The organism is Massilia sp. UBA6681, from assembly GCF_002454935.1.
Classification (GTDB): domain Bacteria; phylum Pseudomonadota; class Gammaproteobacteria; order Burkholderiales; family Burkholderiaceae_D; genus Telluria; species Telluria varians.
The window spans coordinates 69181-85676 of record NZ_DKJX01000002.1; the positions used below are offsets into that span (position 1 = coordinate 69181).

15 protein-coding genes are annotated in these 16496 nt (G+C 65.2%); all 15 read left to right on the forward strand.

What is annotated here, in order from left to right:
• Positions 1–6: 6 nt before the first annotated feature.
• Positions 7–849: a CheR family methyltransferase gene (locus B2R83_RS00500; RefSeq protein WP_292037697.1), complete on the forward strand. Its 843-nt coding sequence runs from the start codon at positions 7–9 to the stop codon at positions 847–849.
• Positions 846–1463 (forward strand): chemotaxis protein CheB, encoded by a 618-nt coding sequence (locus B2R83_RS00505; RefSeq protein ID WP_292037699.1) that lies wholly within the window; start codon positions 846–848, stop codon positions 1461–1463. Before B2R83_RS00500 ends, B2R83_RS00505 begins: the two co-directional genes overlap by 4 nt.
• Positions 1460–2674: a hybrid sensor histidine kinase/response regulator gene (locus tag B2R83_RS00510; protein ID WP_292037701.1), complete on the forward strand. Its 1215-nt coding sequence runs from the start codon at positions 1460–1462 to the stop codon at positions 2672–2674. Before B2R83_RS00505 ends, B2R83_RS00510 begins: the two co-directional genes overlap by 4 nt.
• A gap of 294 nt (positions 2675–2968) precedes the next feature.
• Positions 2969–3532, forward strand: a complete 564-nt coding sequence (gene ahpC / locus B2R83_RS00515) for an alkyl hydroperoxide reductase subunit C (RefSeq protein WP_027864232.1) — start codon at positions 2969–2971, stop codon at positions 3530–3532.
• 122 nt (positions 3533–3654) lie between these two features.
• The gene (gene ahpF / locus B2R83_RS00520) at positions 3655–5238 is read left to right on the forward strand and encodes an alkyl hydroperoxide reductase subunit F (protein WP_292037702.1); all 1584 of its coding nucleotides are present in this window, start codon (positions 3655–3657) and stop codon (positions 5236–5238) included.
• A gap of 131 nt (positions 5239–5369) precedes the next feature.
• Positions 5370–6338, forward strand: coding sequence for an IS1595 family transposase (locus tag B2R83_RS00525; protein ID WP_292037703.1), 969 nt, complete (start codon positions 5370–5372; stop codon positions 6336–6338).
• 71 nt (positions 6339–6409) lie between these two features.
• On the forward strand, positions 6410–6988 hold the full coding sequence (locus B2R83_RS00530) for a helix-turn-helix domain-containing protein (protein WP_292037704.1): 579 nt from the start codon (positions 6410–6412) through the stop codon (positions 6986–6988).
• A complete protein-coding gene (locus B2R83_RS00535; protein ID WP_292037706.1) occupies positions 6985–7512 on the forward strand; it encodes a GNAT family N-acetyltransferase in 528 nt (175 codons plus the stop codon). The genes B2R83_RS00530 and B2R83_RS00535 overlap by 4 nt, the downstream gene beginning before the upstream one ends.
• A 69-nt stretch (positions 7513–7581) precedes the next feature.
• The gene (locus tag B2R83_RS00540) at positions 7582–8070 is read left to right on the forward strand and encodes a hypothetical protein (RefSeq protein ID WP_292037707.1); all 489 of its coding nucleotides are present in this window, start codon (positions 7582–7584) and stop codon (positions 8068–8070) included.
• 43 nt (positions 8071–8113) lie between these two features.
• Positions 8114–8506, forward strand: a complete 393-nt coding sequence (locus tag B2R83_RS00545) for an energy transducer TonB (protein WP_292037708.1) — start codon at positions 8114–8116, stop codon at positions 8504–8506.
• 401 nt (positions 8507–8907) lie between these two features.
• Positions 8908–10614, forward strand: coding sequence for a RecQ family ATP-dependent DNA helicase (locus B2R83_RS00550; RefSeq protein WP_292037709.1), 1707 nt, complete (start codon positions 8908–8910; stop codon positions 10612–10614).
• A 28-nt stretch (positions 10615–10642) separates the two neighbouring features.
• The gene (locus B2R83_RS00555) at positions 10643–11701 is read left to right on the forward strand and encodes a ligase-associated DNA damage response exonuclease (protein WP_292037710.1); all 1059 of its coding nucleotides are present in this window, start codon (positions 10643–10645) and stop codon (positions 11699–11701) included.
• Positions 11694–13328: an ATP-dependent DNA ligase gene (locus B2R83_RS00560; RefSeq protein ID WP_292037712.1), complete on the forward strand. Its 1635-nt coding sequence runs from the start codon at positions 11694–11696 to the stop codon at positions 13326–13328. Before B2R83_RS00555 ends, B2R83_RS00560 begins: the two co-directional genes overlap by 8 nt.
• The gene (locus tag B2R83_RS00565; RefSeq protein WP_292037713.1) at positions 13325–15787 is read left to right on the forward strand and encodes a ligase-associated DNA damage response DEXH box helicase; all 2463 of its coding nucleotides are present in this window, start codon (positions 13325–13327) and stop codon (positions 15785–15787) included. Before B2R83_RS00560 ends, B2R83_RS00565 begins: the two co-directional genes overlap by 4 nt.
• Positions 15784–16434, forward strand: coding sequence for a ligase-associated DNA damage response endonuclease PdeM (gene pdeM, locus B2R83_RS00570; protein ID WP_209588984.1), 651 nt, complete (start codon positions 15784–15786; stop codon positions 16432–16434). Before B2R83_RS00565 ends, pdeM begins: the two co-directional genes overlap by 4 nt.
• The last annotated feature ends 62 nt before the right edge of the window (positions 16435–16496 follow it).

The window sequence follows — 16496 nt, forward strand, 5'->3', positions numbered from 1 at the left end:
ACGCCAATGAGCCCCATCGATCCGACCCCGCCGGACGACTTCGACATCGAGCTGAAGATGCTGGTGGAAGCCGTCTACCTGAAGTACAACTACGACTTCAGGGACTATACGGGTGCGTCGCAGAAGCGTCGCATCCTGGTGGCCATGCGCGAGATGGAGTGCGACACCGTGTCCGCGCTCCAGGCCAAGGTGATGCACGAGCCGGACGGCTTCGCCCAGCTGCTGCAGTACCTGACGATTCCGGTCACCGAGATGTTCCGCGACCCGGAATACTGGCTCGCGCTGCGCGAGCACGTGATGCCTTTCCTGAAGACCTATCCCTCGCTGAAGCTGTGGGTGGCCGGCTGCAGCACCGGCGAAGAGGTATATTCGCTGGCTATCCTGCTGCAGGAAGAAGGCCTGCTCGACCGCGCCATCATCTACGCCACCGACATCAATCCGGAATCGCTGGAGGCGGCGCGGCGCGGCGTGTTCAACCTCGAACGCATGCGCCTGTACACCGAGAACTACCAGAAGGCCGGTGGCAAGCGCGCTTTTTCCGAATATTACACGGCGGCCTACAATGGCGCGCTGTTCGATCGCGCCCTGGTCGAGAACGTCACCTTCGCCGACCACAGCCTGGCCACCGATACCGTGTTCTCGGAGACCCATTTCGTCAGCTGCCGCAATGTGCTGATCTATTTCAACCGCAAGCTGCAGGACCGTGCGCTCGGGCTGTTCCACGAATCGCTGTGCCACCGCGGCTTCCTGGGCCTGGGCAGCAAGGAGAGCATCGAGTTCTCCAGCTATGCCGACCGCTTCGACGTACTGGCCCGGCGCGAGCGCATCTACCGCAAGGGTGCGCTGTGAGCATCCCGGCGAGCGCCCTGGCGGACATTGGCGCGGCCCTGCGCGGCCGCCGCGTGGAGCTGGTCGTCATCGGCGGCTCGGCCGGCGGCGTCGATGCGCTGATTGGCTTGCTGCCGGCCATCCCGGCTGGTTTTCGCCCCACCGTCGTGTGCATCCTGCACGTGCCGCCCGACCGCGACAGCCGCCTGGCCGAGCTGTTCGAGCTGCGCGCCGCGCTGCCGGTGCGCGAGGCGCGCGACAAGGAGCAGCTGGAACCCGGTGTGATCTATTTCGCCGGATCGGGCTATCATCTGTCGGTCGAGCGCGACCGCTGCTTCTCGCTCAGCTGCGAGCCGCCGGTGCAGTTCGCGCGCCCGGCGATCGATGTGCTGATGGAGTCAAGCGCCGACGCCTATGGTCCGGCGCTGGCCGGCATCCTGCTGACCGGCGCCAACCATGACGGCGCCGACGGCATGTGCCATATCCGCGAGCGCGGCGGGCTGACCGTCGTGCAGGACCCGGGAGAGGCCCAGGCCAGCGCCATGCCGATCGAGGCGATCCGGCGCTGTGCGCCCCATCTCGTGCTGCCGCTGTCCGGTATCCGGACACTGCTTCCCATGCTGAGGAACTTATGAGCCTGCAAGACCCTAGCAAACTTTTGATCGTCGACGACCTGCCGGAGAACCTGCGCGCCCTCGATGCCCTGATCCGTGGCGAAGGACGCCTCGTCTACCAGGCTTCCTCGGGCGAGGAAGCGCTGGCGCTGATGCTCGAGCACGACTTCGCGCTGGCCATCCTCGACGTCCAGATGCCGGGCATGGACGGCTTCGAACTGGCCGAGATGATGCGCTCCACGTCGCGCACCCGCGCCATCCCGATCGTGTTCGTGTCGGCCGCCGGCCGCGAGCTGAACTACGCCTTCAAGGGCTACGAGACCGGCGCCGTCGACTTCCTCTACAAGCCGCTCGACTCGGACGCGGTGCGCAGCAAGGTCAATGTGTTCGTCACGCTCGACCAGCAGCGCCGCCAGATGCAGCGCCAGATGGCCGCGATCGAGCGCAGCCGACAGGAACAGGAAACCCTGCTGCGCGAACTGAACCAGACCCAGGAAGAGCTGCAGCGCTCGCTGCGCATGCGCGACGAATTCATGTCCCTGGTGGCGCACGAGCTGCGCACGCCGCTCAACACCCTGTTCCTGGAAGCGCAGATGCGCAGCCTGCAGCTCAAGCGCGGCACCCTGGCCACCATCAAGCCCGACCAGTTCGAAGCCATGATCAAGCGCGACGAGCGCCAGATCAAGGCCATGATCCGCCTGATCGACGACATGCTCGACGTCTCGCGCATGCGCAGCGGCCAGCTGTCGATTCGTCCGGGCCAGGTACAACTGATGGACCTGCTGGAGCGCGTGGTCAGCGACCTGTCGCTGCAGGCGGCGGCCACCGGCTGCAAGCTGTCGCTGCAGCCGCATCCGCCGGTGGAGGGCTGCTGGGACGAGTTCCGCATCGAGCAGGTGGTGGTCAACCTCTTGACCAATGCGCTGCGCTATGGCGGCGGGCAGCCGGTCGAGGTGAGCGTCCAGTACGCCGAGGACACGGTGCGGATCGACGTGCGCGACGAGGGCAAGGGCATCGCCCAGAGCGACCTGGAACGCATCTTCGAGCCCTACGAGCGCGGCGCGCGCAACGGCGAGCCGAAGGGCCTGGGCCTGGGCCTGTACATCTCGCGCCAGCTGGCGATCTCGCACGGCGGCGAATTGCGCGTGACCAGCAAGCCGGGCGAGGGCTCGACCTTCTCGCTGATCCTGCCGACCTGCGAGCAGATGGTCGATACGGCCACCACGGCTTGAAGTCTTCCATATCGTGGGATGGGCTGCTTTGCCGCCCATCCCACGAAACCATCCTGTCACACTTCTCCCTTATTCTTCCCAATCGAAGCACGGGTTGCATCACGCTGTCGTTTCGTCCACACTTCATGGATTGGGCTGGCTTGCCGGCTCGATAATTCCCCTCAAGGGAGAGCAATATTTGCTTGATAGTTAAAATCAATCGACAGTATCGCATCAATCAATTTCACAAAAGACGCTCAGGTCGGTACACTGGCGTCTATCAAATCTTTTAACCACCCGAAAACAGGAGATTACATGTCCCTCATCAACACCCAGATCAAGCCGTTCAAAGCCACCGCTTACCACAACGGCAAGTTCATCGATCTGACGGAAGAGAACTTCAAGGGCACCTGGTCGGTTCTGATGTTCTACCCGGCCGACTTCACCTTCGTCTGCCCGACCGAACTGGAAGACCTGGCTGCCTTCCAGCCTGAATTCGAGAAGATGGGCGTGAACGTCTACGGCGTGTCGACCGACAGCCACTTCGCCCACAAGGCATGGCACGACACCTCGGACGCCATCAAGAAAGTGAACTACCCGCTGATCGGCGACCCGACCGGCACCCTGTCGCGCAACTTCGAAGTCATGATCGAAGAAGAAGGCATGGCACTGCGCGGCACCTTCGTGATCAATCCGGAAGGCCAGATCAAGGTCATGGAAGTGCACGACAACGGCATCGGCCGCGACGCTTCGGAACTGATGCGCAAAGTCAAGGCTGCCCAGTACGTCGCTTCGCACCCAGGCGAAGTGTGCCCGGCCAAGTGGACCGAAGGCGCTGAAACCCTGACCCCGTCGCTGGACCTGGTCGGCAAGATCTAATTTAGCAGCAAGGTAGTACTGTCCCGGGCCGCCGTGGGCGGCCCGGTGCATTTCAGGGATCCGTTTCGGTCCCAGGCACCGCCATATACTCAAACAACAACGTCATAGTCGAGGAAAACATCATGCTGGACGCAACCCTCAAGAAGCAGTTGCAGGCCTATCTGGAAAAAGTGGTGCAGCCGATTGAGCTCGTTGCATCGCTGGATGATTCGCCGAAAGCGCGCGAAATGGATGAACTGCTCCGCGAAATCGCCGCGTTGAGCGACAAGATCACCGTGCGCACCGACGGCGCCAATGCCCGCAAGCCTTCGTTCTCGATCAAGCGCGTGGGCACCGATATCGCCGTGGATTTCGCCGGCATCCCGCTCGGCCACGAATTCAGCTCGCTGGTGCTGGCGCTGCTGCAGGTGGGCGGTCACACGATCAAGCTGGACCAGGCTGTCATCGAGCAGATCAAGAACCTGGACGGCGACTACGTATTCGAAACCTTCATCTCGCTGAGCTGCCATAACTGCCCGGAAGTGGTGCAGGCCCTCAACGCGATGTCGGTCATTAACCCGCGCATCAAGGTCGTCGCCATCGACGGCGGCGTGTTCAAGAGCGAAGTCGAAGCGCGCCAGATCATGGCGGTACCGATGATGTTCCTGAACGGCCAGCACTTCGGCCAGGGCCGCACCAGCGTGGAAGAGATCCTGTCGAAGATCGACACCGGCGCCGGCGCCCGCAAGGCGGCTGAACTGAACCAGAAAGACCCGTTCGACGTGCTGATCGTCGGCGGCGGTCCTGCCGGCGCGGCCGCGGCGATCTACGCCGCCCGCAAGGGCATCCGTACCGGCGTGCTGGCCGACCGCTTCGGCGGCCAGGTGCTGGATACGCTCGCCATCGAGAACTTCGTCTCGATGAAGGAAACCGACGGCCCGAAGTTCGCCGTCGCCCTGGAAGAGCACGTCAAGCACTACGAAGTCGACATCATGAACACCCAGCGCGCCAACAAGCTGGTCGAGGGCAAGATGATCGAGGTGCACACCGAAACCGGTGCGGTATTGAAGAGCAAGTCGGTGATCATCGCCACCGGCGCCCGCTGGCGCGAGATCAACGTGCCGGGCGAGCGCGAGTACCGCAACAAGGGCGTGGCCTACTGCCCGCACTGCGACGGCCCGCTGTTCAAGGGCAAGCGCGTGGCGGTGATCGGCGGCGGCAACTCGGGCGTCGAGGCGGCGATCGACCTGGCGGGCATCGTCAAGGAAGTGACCCTGATCGAGTTCGGCGCCGAACTGCGTGCCGATGCGGTCCTGCAGCGCAAGCTCTACTCGCTGAAGAACGTCACCGTGATCAAGTCGGCGCAGACCACCGAGATCCACGGCGACGGCAAGATCGTCAACGGCCTGTCGTACAAGGACCGCAACAGCGGCGAACTGAAGCGCGTCGACCTGGAAGGCGTGTTCGTCCAGATCGGCCTGGTGCCGAACGCCGAATGGCTGAAGGGTACGCTGGACCTGTCGGCGCACGGCGAAATCGAAGTCGACGCCAAGGGCCAGACCTCGATCCCGGGCGTGTTTGCGGCCGGTGACGTGACCACGGTGCCGTTCAAGCAGATCGTGATCGCGGTGGGCGAGGGCGCCAAGGCATCGCTGGCGGCCTTCGACTACCTGATGCGCCTGCCGGTGGAAGAGGAAAGCACTGCCGAGGAAGCCAAGGCAGCCTGAGCAAACCAGGAACGCCATTCCCGTCATGGGGATGGCGTTTTTTTAGGCGCTGTCAACCTTAACTATGGATGAGGGCGGAACTGCTGAGCTGCTTCCTGGTCGAACACCTGTCGCCACAGACGGAGCCGACCATGCGCGCACCTCATTTCAAGAAGTGGTTTGCCAAACTCCCTGCACTGAACCTGCCTCAGCGCCTGCAAACGCTGGCCGCCCTGCATCCCGCTGCCGGGCTGGACCAGGTGATCGCCCACATCGGCCAGATCGGCGCCACGCAGCGCCGCTGCCCCAGTTGTACCTGCGAACGTTACTACCGGCACGGACAAGCGAACGGCCTGCAGCGCTATCGCTGCCGCGCCTGCAGTCGCACCTATAACGACCTGAGCGGCACGCCACTGGCGCGGCTGCGGTTGCGCGAGAAATGGCTCGATTACCTGGGCGCCGTGCTCGACTCGAAGTCGGTGCGCGCCGCCGCCAGCGAGGTCGGCGTGCACCGCAACACCGCCTTCCGCTGGCGCCACCGCTTCCTGGAGCGACCCAGGCATGCTCAGCCGACGCGCCTGGGCGGCATTGCCGAGGCTGACGAAATGTTTATATTGGAATCGCAGAAAGGCGCGCGCAAGCTGGACCGGCCAGCACGCCGACGTGGCGGCCGGGCGGGCAAGCGCGGCATTTCACGCGAACTCGACTGCATTATTGTCGCGCGCGACCGCAGTGGCCAGACCGTCGACGCCGTGGTCGGCCGGGGCGCCTTGACGGCGGCGCACCTGGAGCGCCACCTGCTGCCCCGGCTCGACCGGCAGGTGCTCTTGGTCAGCGACGCCCATGCGGCGTATCGCAGTTTCGCCTGCAAGCATCGCATTGCGCACCAGGCGGTGAACCTGCGTGCCGGCGTGCGGGTACGCCACGGTATTGCCGGCGTCATCCATGTGCAAAATGTAAATGCCTACCACCAGCGCTTCCGGCAGTGGTTGAGCCGCTTCCGCGGGGTCGCTTCGCGCTACTTGCCGAACTACCTGGGCTGGCGCCGGGCGCTCGATGGGGGACGGATCACGACAGTGGAGCAATTACTGCACCTCGCGATCGGAGTCATCCATAGCTAAGGAGGACAGCGCCTTTTTTTACGGCTGCGAAATCCAGTTTACTGGATTAATGAATCCAGTATAATGGATTCATGGACATCAACGAACTGATCTCCCGCCGCGTGCGGATCCTGCGCGAGGAACGGGGCTATTCACTGGCCACCCTTGCCGAGCTGAGCGGGGTAGGCCGCTCGACCATCTCCCTGATCGAGCGCGGCGAGAGCAGCGCCACCGCCACCGTGCTCGACAAGCTGGCCACCGCCCTCGGCGTCCCGCTGGCGGCGCTGTTCGAGCAGGGCGGCGACGGCGATAGCGTGCCGTCGCCGGTCTCCCGCGCCGCGGAGCAGCCGGTGTGGACCGATCCGGTCAGCGGCTACCGGCGCCGCCACCTGTCTCCCGCGGCGCCTTCGCCGATCCAGCTGGTCGAGGTCGTGTTCCCGGCCGGGCAGCGCGTGGCCTTCGACACCTCGGTGCGCGACGCCGACATCCAGCAGCAGGTGTGGATGATCGACGGACAGATGGACATCACGGTCGGCGACGCCCGCTGGCAGCTGGCGACCGGCGACTGCCTGGCCATGCGCGTGGACCGGCCGGTCAGCTTCCACAACCCCGGCAGCAGGGATGCGCGCTACCTGGTGGCGCTGGTCGCGTCGAACAGGAGGAACCCATGAGCGACCACCTGATCGTGCGGCGCCTCGGCGCTAGGGAAGCCGCGGCCGCCGTCGAGGGGCTGGCGGACGTGCTGGTCGATTGCGTCGAAGGCGGCGCTTCCGTGAGCTTCATGCTGCCGCTGGCGCGCGAGAAGGCGCTGGCCTTCTGGCGTGGCGTGGCAGACGGCGTCGCACGCGGCGAGCGCGCCTTGCTGGTGGCCGAAGACGCGCATGGTGCGATCGTCGGCACCGTGCAGCTCGTCATGGCGATGCCGGACAACCAGCCGCACCGGGCCGACGTCGCCAAGATGCTGGTGCATCGCCGCGCGCGCCGCGCCGGGGTGGGGCGGCGGCTGCTGACGGCGCTCGATGAGGTGGCGAAGGAGGAGGGGAAAACCGTGCTGGTGCTCGATACGGTGACGGGCGGCGACGCCGAGCGCCTGTACGAGCGGGCCGGGTGGCAGCGCGCCGGCGTGGTGCCGAAGTTTGCGCTCATGCCCGACGGCGAGTTCTGCGCGACGACCTTCTTCTACAAGCATCTTTGAAACCCTCGTCCCTGTGAGAATTGAGGAGAATCGGTACAAAAAATCCTTGTAAGCTGGCCGCTCATCCATATGAGCACGACCATGATATCGACGCGTTTCGCTTTGTGCTGGGCTTTGCTCGGCATTTTCCTGCCGGATGCCGCGGCCCAATCCCAGCTTCCGGCGCCAAATCGCACGATCTATAAATGCCAGGTCAAGGGCACAGTCAGTTATTCGGACGAGCCATGCGTCGGCGCGCAGCGGCTTGATGTCGTGCCGACCCGGGGTGCGGACCGCTTGTCCGGATCGAGGAGGATCGGAAACGACGTCGCAAACGAGATCCGTTCCGAGCAATTTGCGCATGCCGTCAAACCGCTGACAGGCATGAGTCCGTCCCAATTCGCTACCGCGACCCGGCGTCATCACCTGGATGCTGCATCGCAGAGCGAATGCCGCCAGCTCGAAGCGGCCATCCTTACCTCCGAACAGGCGGAGCGGAGCGCTGGCGCCGGGATGATGGAATCGATTCGCCAGGATCTTTTTTCGTTCCGCAAGCGCTACAAGAAACTGGGCTGCTAGGCGTGCTCCGCCGGGAGTAAAGCGTTTCCAATTTGAGATTGCAATGCAACCAAAAATACCGCGACATGTTTCAGCTGTTTCCATGCTGGTTTTCATGGCATCGTTCAGCGTAGATGCCGGCGACAAGATCGTGCCGATCAAGGCAACAGCCAATTCACCAGGGAACCTCAGGCCCGAAACCTGCGCCCGCCCCGCCTACCCCAAGCAGGACCTCGAACACAAGCGTGGAGGAACGGTGACCTTGCGTTTCCTGCTCGGCGCCGACGGTGTCGTCAAGCAGTCGCTCGTCCACACGTCGTCGGGATATCCATCACTCGACGAGGCGGCGCGGCTGGCAATGGTCAAATGCCGTTTCAATCCTCCGATGGTCGACGGTAAACCGATCGAAGGCTGGACGGCAATCCAGTATGTCTGGGAACCGTTGGCGGAGAAGTAGAGGCCGAGGGCCTTTGCATTTTCAGAGGCGAGAAAGCCCCTGAAGCCTTGGAGCAGTGCAGTTCAGTGGAAAGCGACGAGTAAGGCCCCGGTCAGCGCTTCGGTCTCGAGCAGCAGCCAGGTGGCCGCACTGGCCAGTGCCAGGTGGACTGCGGTCCAGGTCATTGGGTGACGGCGTGCCATGATGAGACTCCTGATCGGTTGGATTCGTAGTGATGATGGTGTCATCTTAGTCACTCCTCTCGACGGTAACCATCGGCAAAACCTCCGTGGATTTGTAGGAGTAAACCTTGTGACATTGTCACGATGAATTTTGTCGCGTGACTTAGTTGAGCTCCTACGGGAAAGCTAGGCTGTGTCCTATAGGTGCCGTGATGCGGCGGGCATAGAGTAGCTTCCATCATGACCCGACACGAACCCACACTCCTGCACCGCGGCCTGCTCGCCGTGCGCCGCAATAGCATCCGCCGCCTGCTGCGTTCCACCTTCGGAATCGAACAGCTGCGCGACGGCCAGCAACGCGTCATCGACAGCGTCCTCGACGGCAAGGACACGCTGGCGATCATGCCTACCGGCGGCGGCAAGTCGCTGTGCTACCAGATCCCTGCCAAGATGCTCGAGGGGATCACCATCGTCGTCTCGCCCCTGATTTCCCTGATGAAGGACCAGCTCGAAAAACTCGAGGAGCTGGGCATCCGTTCGGTCCAGGTCAACAGCAGCCTGAACGCCGAGGAAGAGGCGGCCGCGATCGAGGCGATCGCCAGCGAAGCCTGCGAGATCGTGTTCTGCACCCCGGAGCGCCTGGTCTCGCCCGAATTCATCGCGGTCCTCCAGCAGGTCACGCTCGACATCGTCGTGGTCGACGAAGCCCACTGCATCTCGCAATGGGGCCATGATTTCCGCCCGGCTTACATCGGCCTTTCCGCCGCCCTCGACGCCCTCGGCAAGCCGCCGGTGCTGGCCCTGACGGCGACCGCGACCGACGAGGTCATGGCCGACATCGGCAAGCAGCTGGGCCGCAAGCTGAACGTCATCAACACCGGCATCTACCGGCCGAATCTGCATTACAGCGTGGTCCAGGTGACCAATCCCCAGGAAAAGCTGACGCAGGCGCGCAAGCTGGTGCAGGAGACGGAAGGAACCGGCATCGTCTACGCCGCCACCGTCAAGATGGCCGAAGAGATGCTGACGGTGCTGGAAGAGGCCGGCGAATCGGTCACGATCTACCACGGCAAGCTGTCCAGCGCCGAGCGCAAGCTGAACCAGGACCTGTTCATGGACGGCGAGCGGCGCGTGATGGTCGCCACCAATGCCTTCGGCATGGGCATCGACAAGAGCGATACCCGCTTCGTGATCCACCTGCAGATTCCGGCCAACCTCGAATCCTATTACCAGGAATCGGGCCGCGCCGGACGCGACGGGCTGGACGCCAGCTGCACGCTGTTGTTCCTGCAGGACGACAAGCGCATCCAGCAATTCTTCCTGTGCAAGCACTATCCGGCGGCGGCCGAGCTACAGACGGTCTATACCGTCGTGCGCGAGCTGGCGCAAGAGGCTCCCGTCACCACCGCGCGCCTGGAAGAAGCGTTGGAAGAGGCAGGCGAAGCCAAGCTCAAGGTGTGCATCAAGCTGTTGAAGGACGGCAAGCTGCTGCGCCAGAACCGCAAGCTCGAATACCTGCCGACCAAGGCGGAGCCTGACCCGCAAGTGTTCGGGCAATTGGCGGAGGTATATGTTCAGAAGGCTGAACGGGACCGCGAAGCGCTCGAGCAGATGGTAGGCTATGCGGTAAGCGGCTTCTGTCGCTGGAAGCTGTTGCTGGACTACTTTGGCGACGAAGTCGAGGGCTTCGAGAAGTGCTGCAAGTGCGACAACTGCCTGAATCCGCCGGCATTGGCGCTCGACGGCATTGAAATCCGCGACGACGAGTTCGACCGCCATCCCGCGGCCGAGCCGTGCGGGCCGGATTTCGCCATCGGCTGCCGCGCCAGGGCGCCGAAGTATGGGGAAGGCAGCGTGGTGGCGGTCGCCGGTGACCAGATCACCATGGTGTTCCCGGACCAGGAAGAACCGCGCACCTTCCTGGCCGAGTTTCTCGAGCCAGCCTGAGGCTCGCATCTTATTGTGAAGGAACCGCATGGGGGACATGGTCGTCGTCCGCAAGGAAGGTTTGTATTGCGTACCTGGAGGGTTCTACATCGACCCCTGGCGCCCGGTCGACCGGGCCGTGATCACGCATGCCCACGGCGACCATGCGCGCTACGGCCACGGGCATTACCTGGCAGCCGCGCCCGGCGTGGGCGTGCTCAAATCGCGCCTGGGCGACATCCACGTGCAGGGTCTGGAGTACGGCGAAACGATTACCCATAACGGCGTCACCATCTCGCTGCACCCGGCTGGCCACGTGCTTGGCTCGGCGCAAATCCGCATGGAGTGCGGCGGCGAGGTCTGGGTCGCCTCCGGCGACTACAAGGTCGAGCCCGACAAGACCTGCGCCCCTTTCGAGCCGGTGCGCTGCGACACCTTCATCACCGAATCCACCTTCGGCCTGCCGATCTACCGCTGGGACCCCGAGCAGCAGGTCATCGACGAGATGAACGCCTGGTGGCGCCGCAATGCCGAGGAGGGACGCTGCAGCGTGGTATTCGCCTATGCCTTCGGCAAGGCCCAGCGCATCCTGTCGCGCCTGGATCCTTCGATCGGGCCGATCGTCTGCCACGGCGCGGTGGAGCCGCTCAACCGGGTCTACCGCGCCGGCGGCGTCGAGCTGCCCGACACCGTCATGGTCAGCGAGATCGAGAAGGCGGCTTTGCGGCGTGCGATCGTGATCGCGCCGCCGTCCGCCAGCGGCTCGCCCTGGATGAAACGCTTCGGCGACTACAGCGATTCCTTCGCCAGCGGCTGGATGCTGCTGCGCGGCGCACGGCGGCGGCGCGGCGTCGACCGCGGCTTCGTGCTGTCCGACCATGCCGACTGGCCCGGCCTGATGAGCGCCATCAAGGCTACCCAAGCCCAGCAGATCATCGTCACCCACGGCTCGATTCCGACCATGGTGCGCTGGCTGTGCCAGAACGGACTGGATGCCAAGGGCTTCGATACCGAATACGGCGACGAGGAAGAAGACGAGGCGACTGCGCCGGCCGGCGCGGCGGCGAACAAGGCGCCGCAGGAGGCGCAGGGAGAGCCCGATGCGTGAATTCGCCCGCCTCTACGCCGAACTCGACGAAACCACCTCCACCACCCGCAAGCTCGACGCCCTGCAGTCCTATTTCTCGCACGCCGCCCCCGAAAACGCGGCCTGGGCCGTGTACTTCCTGGCCGGCGGCAAACCGCGGCAGGCGGTGCCGACCAAACTGCTGCGCCAGTACGCGATCGAGTACGCCGGCCTGGACGAGTGGCTGTTCGACGAGTCCTACCATGCGGTGGGCGACATGGCCGAAACCATCGCCCACATCCTGCCGCCCCCAAGCCGTCGCAGCGACGTCGGGCTGGCCGAGTGGATGGAGCAGAGGATCGGCCCGCTGCGCGGCGCCGACCCGGGCACGATCAAGGAGGCCCTGTACGCGGCCTGGGATGAACTCGACTGGCGCGAACGCTTCCTGTTCGTCAAGCTGATCGGCGGGGGTTTCCGCGTCGGTGTATCGCGCCTTTTGGTCACGCGCGCGCTGGCGGCGATTGCCGCCGTGGACAGCAAGCTGGTCGCCCAGCGCCTGATGGGCTGGACCGACAACTCGGTGCGGCCGACCGCCACCAGCTTCCTGCAGCTGATCGCCGCGCAGTCCGATGAAGAACACAAGCTGCGCGGCGGCCAGCCCTATCCCTTCTTCCTGGCGCACCAGCTGCAGGGCGAGCCTGCCGCGCTGGGGGAGATCGACGACTGGCAGGTGGAGTGGAAGTACGACGGCATCCGCGCCCAGCTGGTGCGCCGCGGCGGCCAGAACTTCCTGTGGTCGCGCGGCGAAGACCTGATCACCGAGCGCTTTCCCGAGCTGGCCAATGTACGCATCCCGGAAGGCACGGTGCTCGATGGCGAAGTCCTGATCTGGCAGCCCGGCGTCGATGCGCCCGCGCCCTTTGCCGACCTGCAGAAGCGCATCGGCCGCAAGACCTTGAGCGCCAAGCTCTTGAGCGAACTGCCGGCGGTGCTGTGCTGCTACGACCTGCTCGAATTCGGCGGCGTCGACCTGCGCGCGCTGCCCCAGCACGAGCGGCGCGCGCTGATGGAAACCGAGGTGGCGGCGATCGACCTGCCGCAACTGCGCCTCTCGCCGGTGGTGAAAGCCGACAGCTGGGATGCATTGGCGAGCCTGCGCGCCGAATCGCGCGAGCGCGGCGTCGAAGGCATGATGCTCAAGGCGAGGAGCGCCCAGTACGGCGTGGGCCGCACCAAGGACGTCGGCACCTGGTGGAAGTGGAAGATCGATCCCTACACGGTGGACGCGGTGCTGATCTACGCCCAGGCCGGCAGCGGCCGCCGCGCCTCGCTCTACACCGACTACACCTTCGCGGTCTGGGACGGGGAGGGCGGGGAGCGCAAGCTGGTCCCCTTCGCCAAGGCCTATTCCGGGCTCACGGACGCCGAGATCCAGCAGGTCGACAACGCGGTGCGCAAGACCACCATCGAGAAATTCGGGCCGGTGCGCTCGGTGAAGCCGACCATGGTGTTCGAGATCGGCTTCGAAGGCATCGCCCTGTCGACCCGCCACAAGGCCGGCATCGCGGTGCGCTTCCCGCGCATCCTGCGGCGCCGCTTCGACAAGCCGGTGGAAGAGGCCGATACCCTCGACACACTGAAAGGCCTGCTGGCCGCGGCTGGTGCATGAGCAAGAATCCTGTTACCGAGCGCATCGACGCCTGGTTCGCCGCGCGCGGCTGGACCGTGTTCCCCTTCCAGCGCAAGGTGTGGACAGCGGCCTTGAAGGGCCAGTCCGGCCTGCTGCATGCGAACACCGGCGCCGGCAAGACCTTCGCCGTCTGGTTCGCGGCCCTGCAGCGCGCCGGCCTCAAGACAGGCCGCCATACGGCCGGCCTGCGCGTGCTGTGGATCACACCGATGCGCGCACTGGCCGCCGACACCATGCGCGCGCTGGAAGAGTCCGCTGCCCAGCTCATGCCCGAGTGGCAGGTGGGCGCCCGCACCGGCGACACCGGCTCGGCCGAGCGGGCGCGCCAGACGCGCAAGATGCCAGCCGCCCTGGTGACCACGCCCGAGAGCCTGTCGCTGATGCTCAGCCACGCTCAAGCGGCCGAGCAGTTCAAGCACCTGGACATGATCGTCATCGACGAGTGGCACGAACTGATGGGCAGCAAGCGCGGCGTGCAGGTTCAGCTGGCGCTGGCGCGCCTGCGTCACTGGCGCCCTGAACTGCTGGTGTGGGGCGTCTCGGCCACCATGGGCAACCTGGACCTGGCGCGCCAGGTGCTGCTCGGCGGTGACGAGGGCGTGCTGGTCGAAGGCGACCTGCGCAAGAAAATCGAGGTCGATTGCCTGATTCCCGAGAACGTGGCGCGCTTTCCCTGGGGCGGCCACATGGGCCTGCAGATGCTCGGTCCCGTGATCCGCGAGATCGAGCAGCACGAAGCGACCCTGGTGTTCACCAATACCCGCGCCCAGTCCGAGATCTGGTACCAGAACATCATCGACGAGCGCCCCGACTGGGCCGGCATCGTCGCGCTGCACCACGGCTCGCTCGACCGCGAGGTGCGCGAGTGGGTCGAGATGGGGCTCAAGAAGGGCGAGCTGAAGGCGGTGATCTGTACCGCCAGCCTGGACCTGGGCGTGGACTTCCTGCCGGTCGAGCGCGTGCTGCAGGTGGGCAGCGCCAAGGGCATCGCGCGCCTGCTGCAGCGCGCCGGGCGCAGCGGCCACGCGCCGGGGCGGGTCTCGCGCGTGACCCTGGTGCCGACCAACAGCCTGGAACTGCTGGAGGCGGCCGGCGCCAAGAAGGCGGTGGCGGCGCGCCGCATCGAGGGGCGCTACGTGCCCAACAAACCCTTCGACGTGCTGGTGCAGCACCTGGTCACGGTGGCGCTGGGCGGCGGTTTCATTTCCGGTGAGCTGTACGAGGAGGTGAAGCGTGCCTGGTCCTACCGCAACCTGGACGAGGAAGAATGGCAGTGGGCGCTCGATTTCGTCGCGCGCGGCGGCCAGAGCCTGCTGGCCTATCCGGAATACCGGCGCGTGCTGCCGGACGAGGAGGGCGTCTACCGGGTGCCGGATACGGCGATCGGACGGCGCCACCGCATGGGCATCGGCACCATCGTGTCCGATTCCACCATCTCGGTGAAGTACATGAGCGGGGGCCGCATCGGCAGCGTCGAGGAATCCTTCATCTCGCGCATGAAGCCCGGCGACCACTTCCTGTTCGGCGGGCGCATCCTGGAATTCGTGCGCGTGCACGAGATGACGGCCTTCGTCAAGCGCGCCACCAGCAACCGCGGGGCGATCGCGCGCTGGGGCGGGGCCAAGATGCCGATGTCCTCGGAGCTGGCCCATGCGGCGCTGGAGGAGCTGCGCCTGGCATCAACAGGCATCTACGACAGCCCGGAGATGGAGGCGATCCGGCCGCTGATCGAAATCCAGTGCCGTTGGTCGGCGCTGCCGACCAACGAGACCCTGGTCCTGGAGAGCATGAAGAGCCGCGAAGGCTGGCACCTGTTCGTCTATCCCTTCGCGGGGCGCTCGGTGCACATGGGACTGGCCTCGCTGTTCGCCTATCGGATCGGGCGCATGCAGCCCTCGACCTTCTCGATTGCGATCAACGACTACGGGTTCGAACTGCTCACGCCGGAACCGGTGGACTGGACCCGCATGTTCGAAGGCGACATGGGCCATGACGTGGACCTCTTCACGACCGACTGCCTGCTGGAGGACGTGCTGGGCAGCCTGAACGCGACCCAGCTGTCGCAGCAGCGCTTCCGCGAGGTGGCGCGCATCGCCGGCCTGGTGTTCCAGGGCTATCCCGGCCAGCCGAAGTCGAACCGCCAGCTGCAGGCTTCGTCTTCGCTGTTCTTCGAGGTCTTTCGCAAGCACGATGCGGGCAACCTGCTGCTCACCCAGGCGCAGCGCGAAGTGCTGGAGCAGGAGCTGGAACTGACGCGCCTGCGCGAGACCCTGGTCGAACTGCACGGGCGCCGCGTCGCCTACCGCGAAGTCAAGCGCGCCACGCCCTTCGGCTTCGCGCTGATGGTCGAGCGCTTCCGCGAGAAGGTCAGTACCGAGAAGCTGTCCGACCGCGTCGCCCGCATGGTGCGCGAACTCGAAAAGGCGGCAGCGGCATGAGCAGCGTCGCAGTCCGTGTCGCCGGCGAGACGCTCCTGCTGCTGCCGGAGAAGGCGCTGTACTGGCCGCATGAAAAGATGCTGGCCATCGCCGACATCCACTTCGGCAAGGCGGCGGCCTTCCGCGCCCTCGGGGTGCCGGTGCCGCGCGGGACCACCACCGAGAACCTGCAAGGACTCGACGCCCTGGTCGAGGCGCATGGGGCGCGCCACGTGGTTTTCCTGGGCGATTTCCTGCATGCGCGCGCGGCCCATGCCAGCGCCACCCAGCAAGCCATGCTGGCCTGGCGCGAGCGGCGCCGCGACTTGCAGCTGACGCTGGTGCGCGGCAACCACGACCGCCACGCGGGCGACCCGGCTGCGGCGCTGGGTATCGACCTGGTGGACGAGCCGCACGCGCTCGGCCCCTTCGCCTTCTGCCACCACCCGGATCTCGCCACCCCGGGCTACGCCCTGGCCGGCCACATCCATCCGGTCTACGTGCTGGCGACCCGTTTCGACGCGCTGCGCCTGCCGTGCTTCGTGGTCGGGCAGGACCGCATGATCCTGCCATCCTTCGGCGCCTTTACCGGCGGCCATGCGATCCGTCCGGAGCCGGGCGACAGCATCTACGTGACGTCGGGAGACGCCGTTCACTGCGTACGATAGCGTACCGACCCCTTGTCGTGCTGGGGTGACAATTCCCTGCAGATAAAGAAGTGATCCTGTAC

Bases quoted from the DNA above. Each gene is read 5' to 3' on its own strand.
- B2R83_RS00500 (WP_292037697.1), top strand. From the start codon at position 7: ATGAGCCCCATCGATCCGACCCCGCCGGACGACTTCGACATCGAGCTG.
- B2R83_RS00510 (WP_292037701.1), top strand. From the start codon at position 1,460: ATGAGCCTGCAAGACCCTAGCAAACTTTTGATCGTCGACGACCTGCCG.
- ahpC (WP_027864232.1), top strand. From the start codon at position 2,969: ATGTCCCTCATCAACACCCAGATCAAGCCGTTCAAAGCCACCGCTTAC.
- ahpF (WP_292037702.1), top strand. From the start codon at position 3,655: ATGCTGGACGCAACCCTCAAGAAGCAGTTGCAGGCCTATCTGGAAAAA.
- B2R83_RS00525 (WP_292037703.1), top strand. From the start codon at position 5,370: ATGCGCGCACCTCATTTCAAGAAGTGGTTTGCCAAACTCCCTGCACTG.
- B2R83_RS00530 (WP_292037704.1), top strand. From the start codon at position 6,410: ATGGACATCAACGAACTGATCTCCCGCCGCGTGCGGATCCTGCGCGAG.
- B2R83_RS00535 (WP_292037706.1), top strand. From the start codon at position 6,985: ATGAGCGACCACCTGATCGTGCGGCGCCTCGGCGCTAGGGAAGCCGCG.
- B2R83_RS00540 (WP_292037707.1), top strand. From the start codon at position 7,582: ATGAGCACGACCATGATATCGACGCGTTTCGCTTTGTGCTGGGCTTTG.
- B2R83_RS00545 (WP_292037708.1), top strand. From the start codon at position 8,114: ATGCAACCAAAAATACCGCGACATGTTTCAGCTGTTTCCATGCTGGTT.
- B2R83_RS00550 (WP_292037709.1), top strand. From the start codon at position 8,908: ATGACCCGACACGAACCCACACTCCTGCACCGCGGCCTGCTCGCCGTG.
- B2R83_RS00555 (WP_292037710.1), top strand. From the start codon at position 10,643: ATGGGGGACATGGTCGTCGTCCGCAAGGAAGGTTTGTATTGCGTACCT.
- B2R83_RS00560 (WP_292037712.1), top strand. From the start codon at position 11,694: ATGCGTGAATTCGCCCGCCTCTACGCCGAACTCGACGAAACCACCTCC.
- B2R83_RS00565 (WP_292037713.1), top strand. From the start codon at position 13,325: ATGAGCAAGAATCCTGTTACCGAGCGCATCGACGCCTGGTTCGCCGCG.
- pdeM (WP_209588984.1), top strand. From the start codon at position 15,784: ATGAGCAGCGTCGCAGTCCGTGTCGCCGGCGAGACGCTCCTGCTGCTG.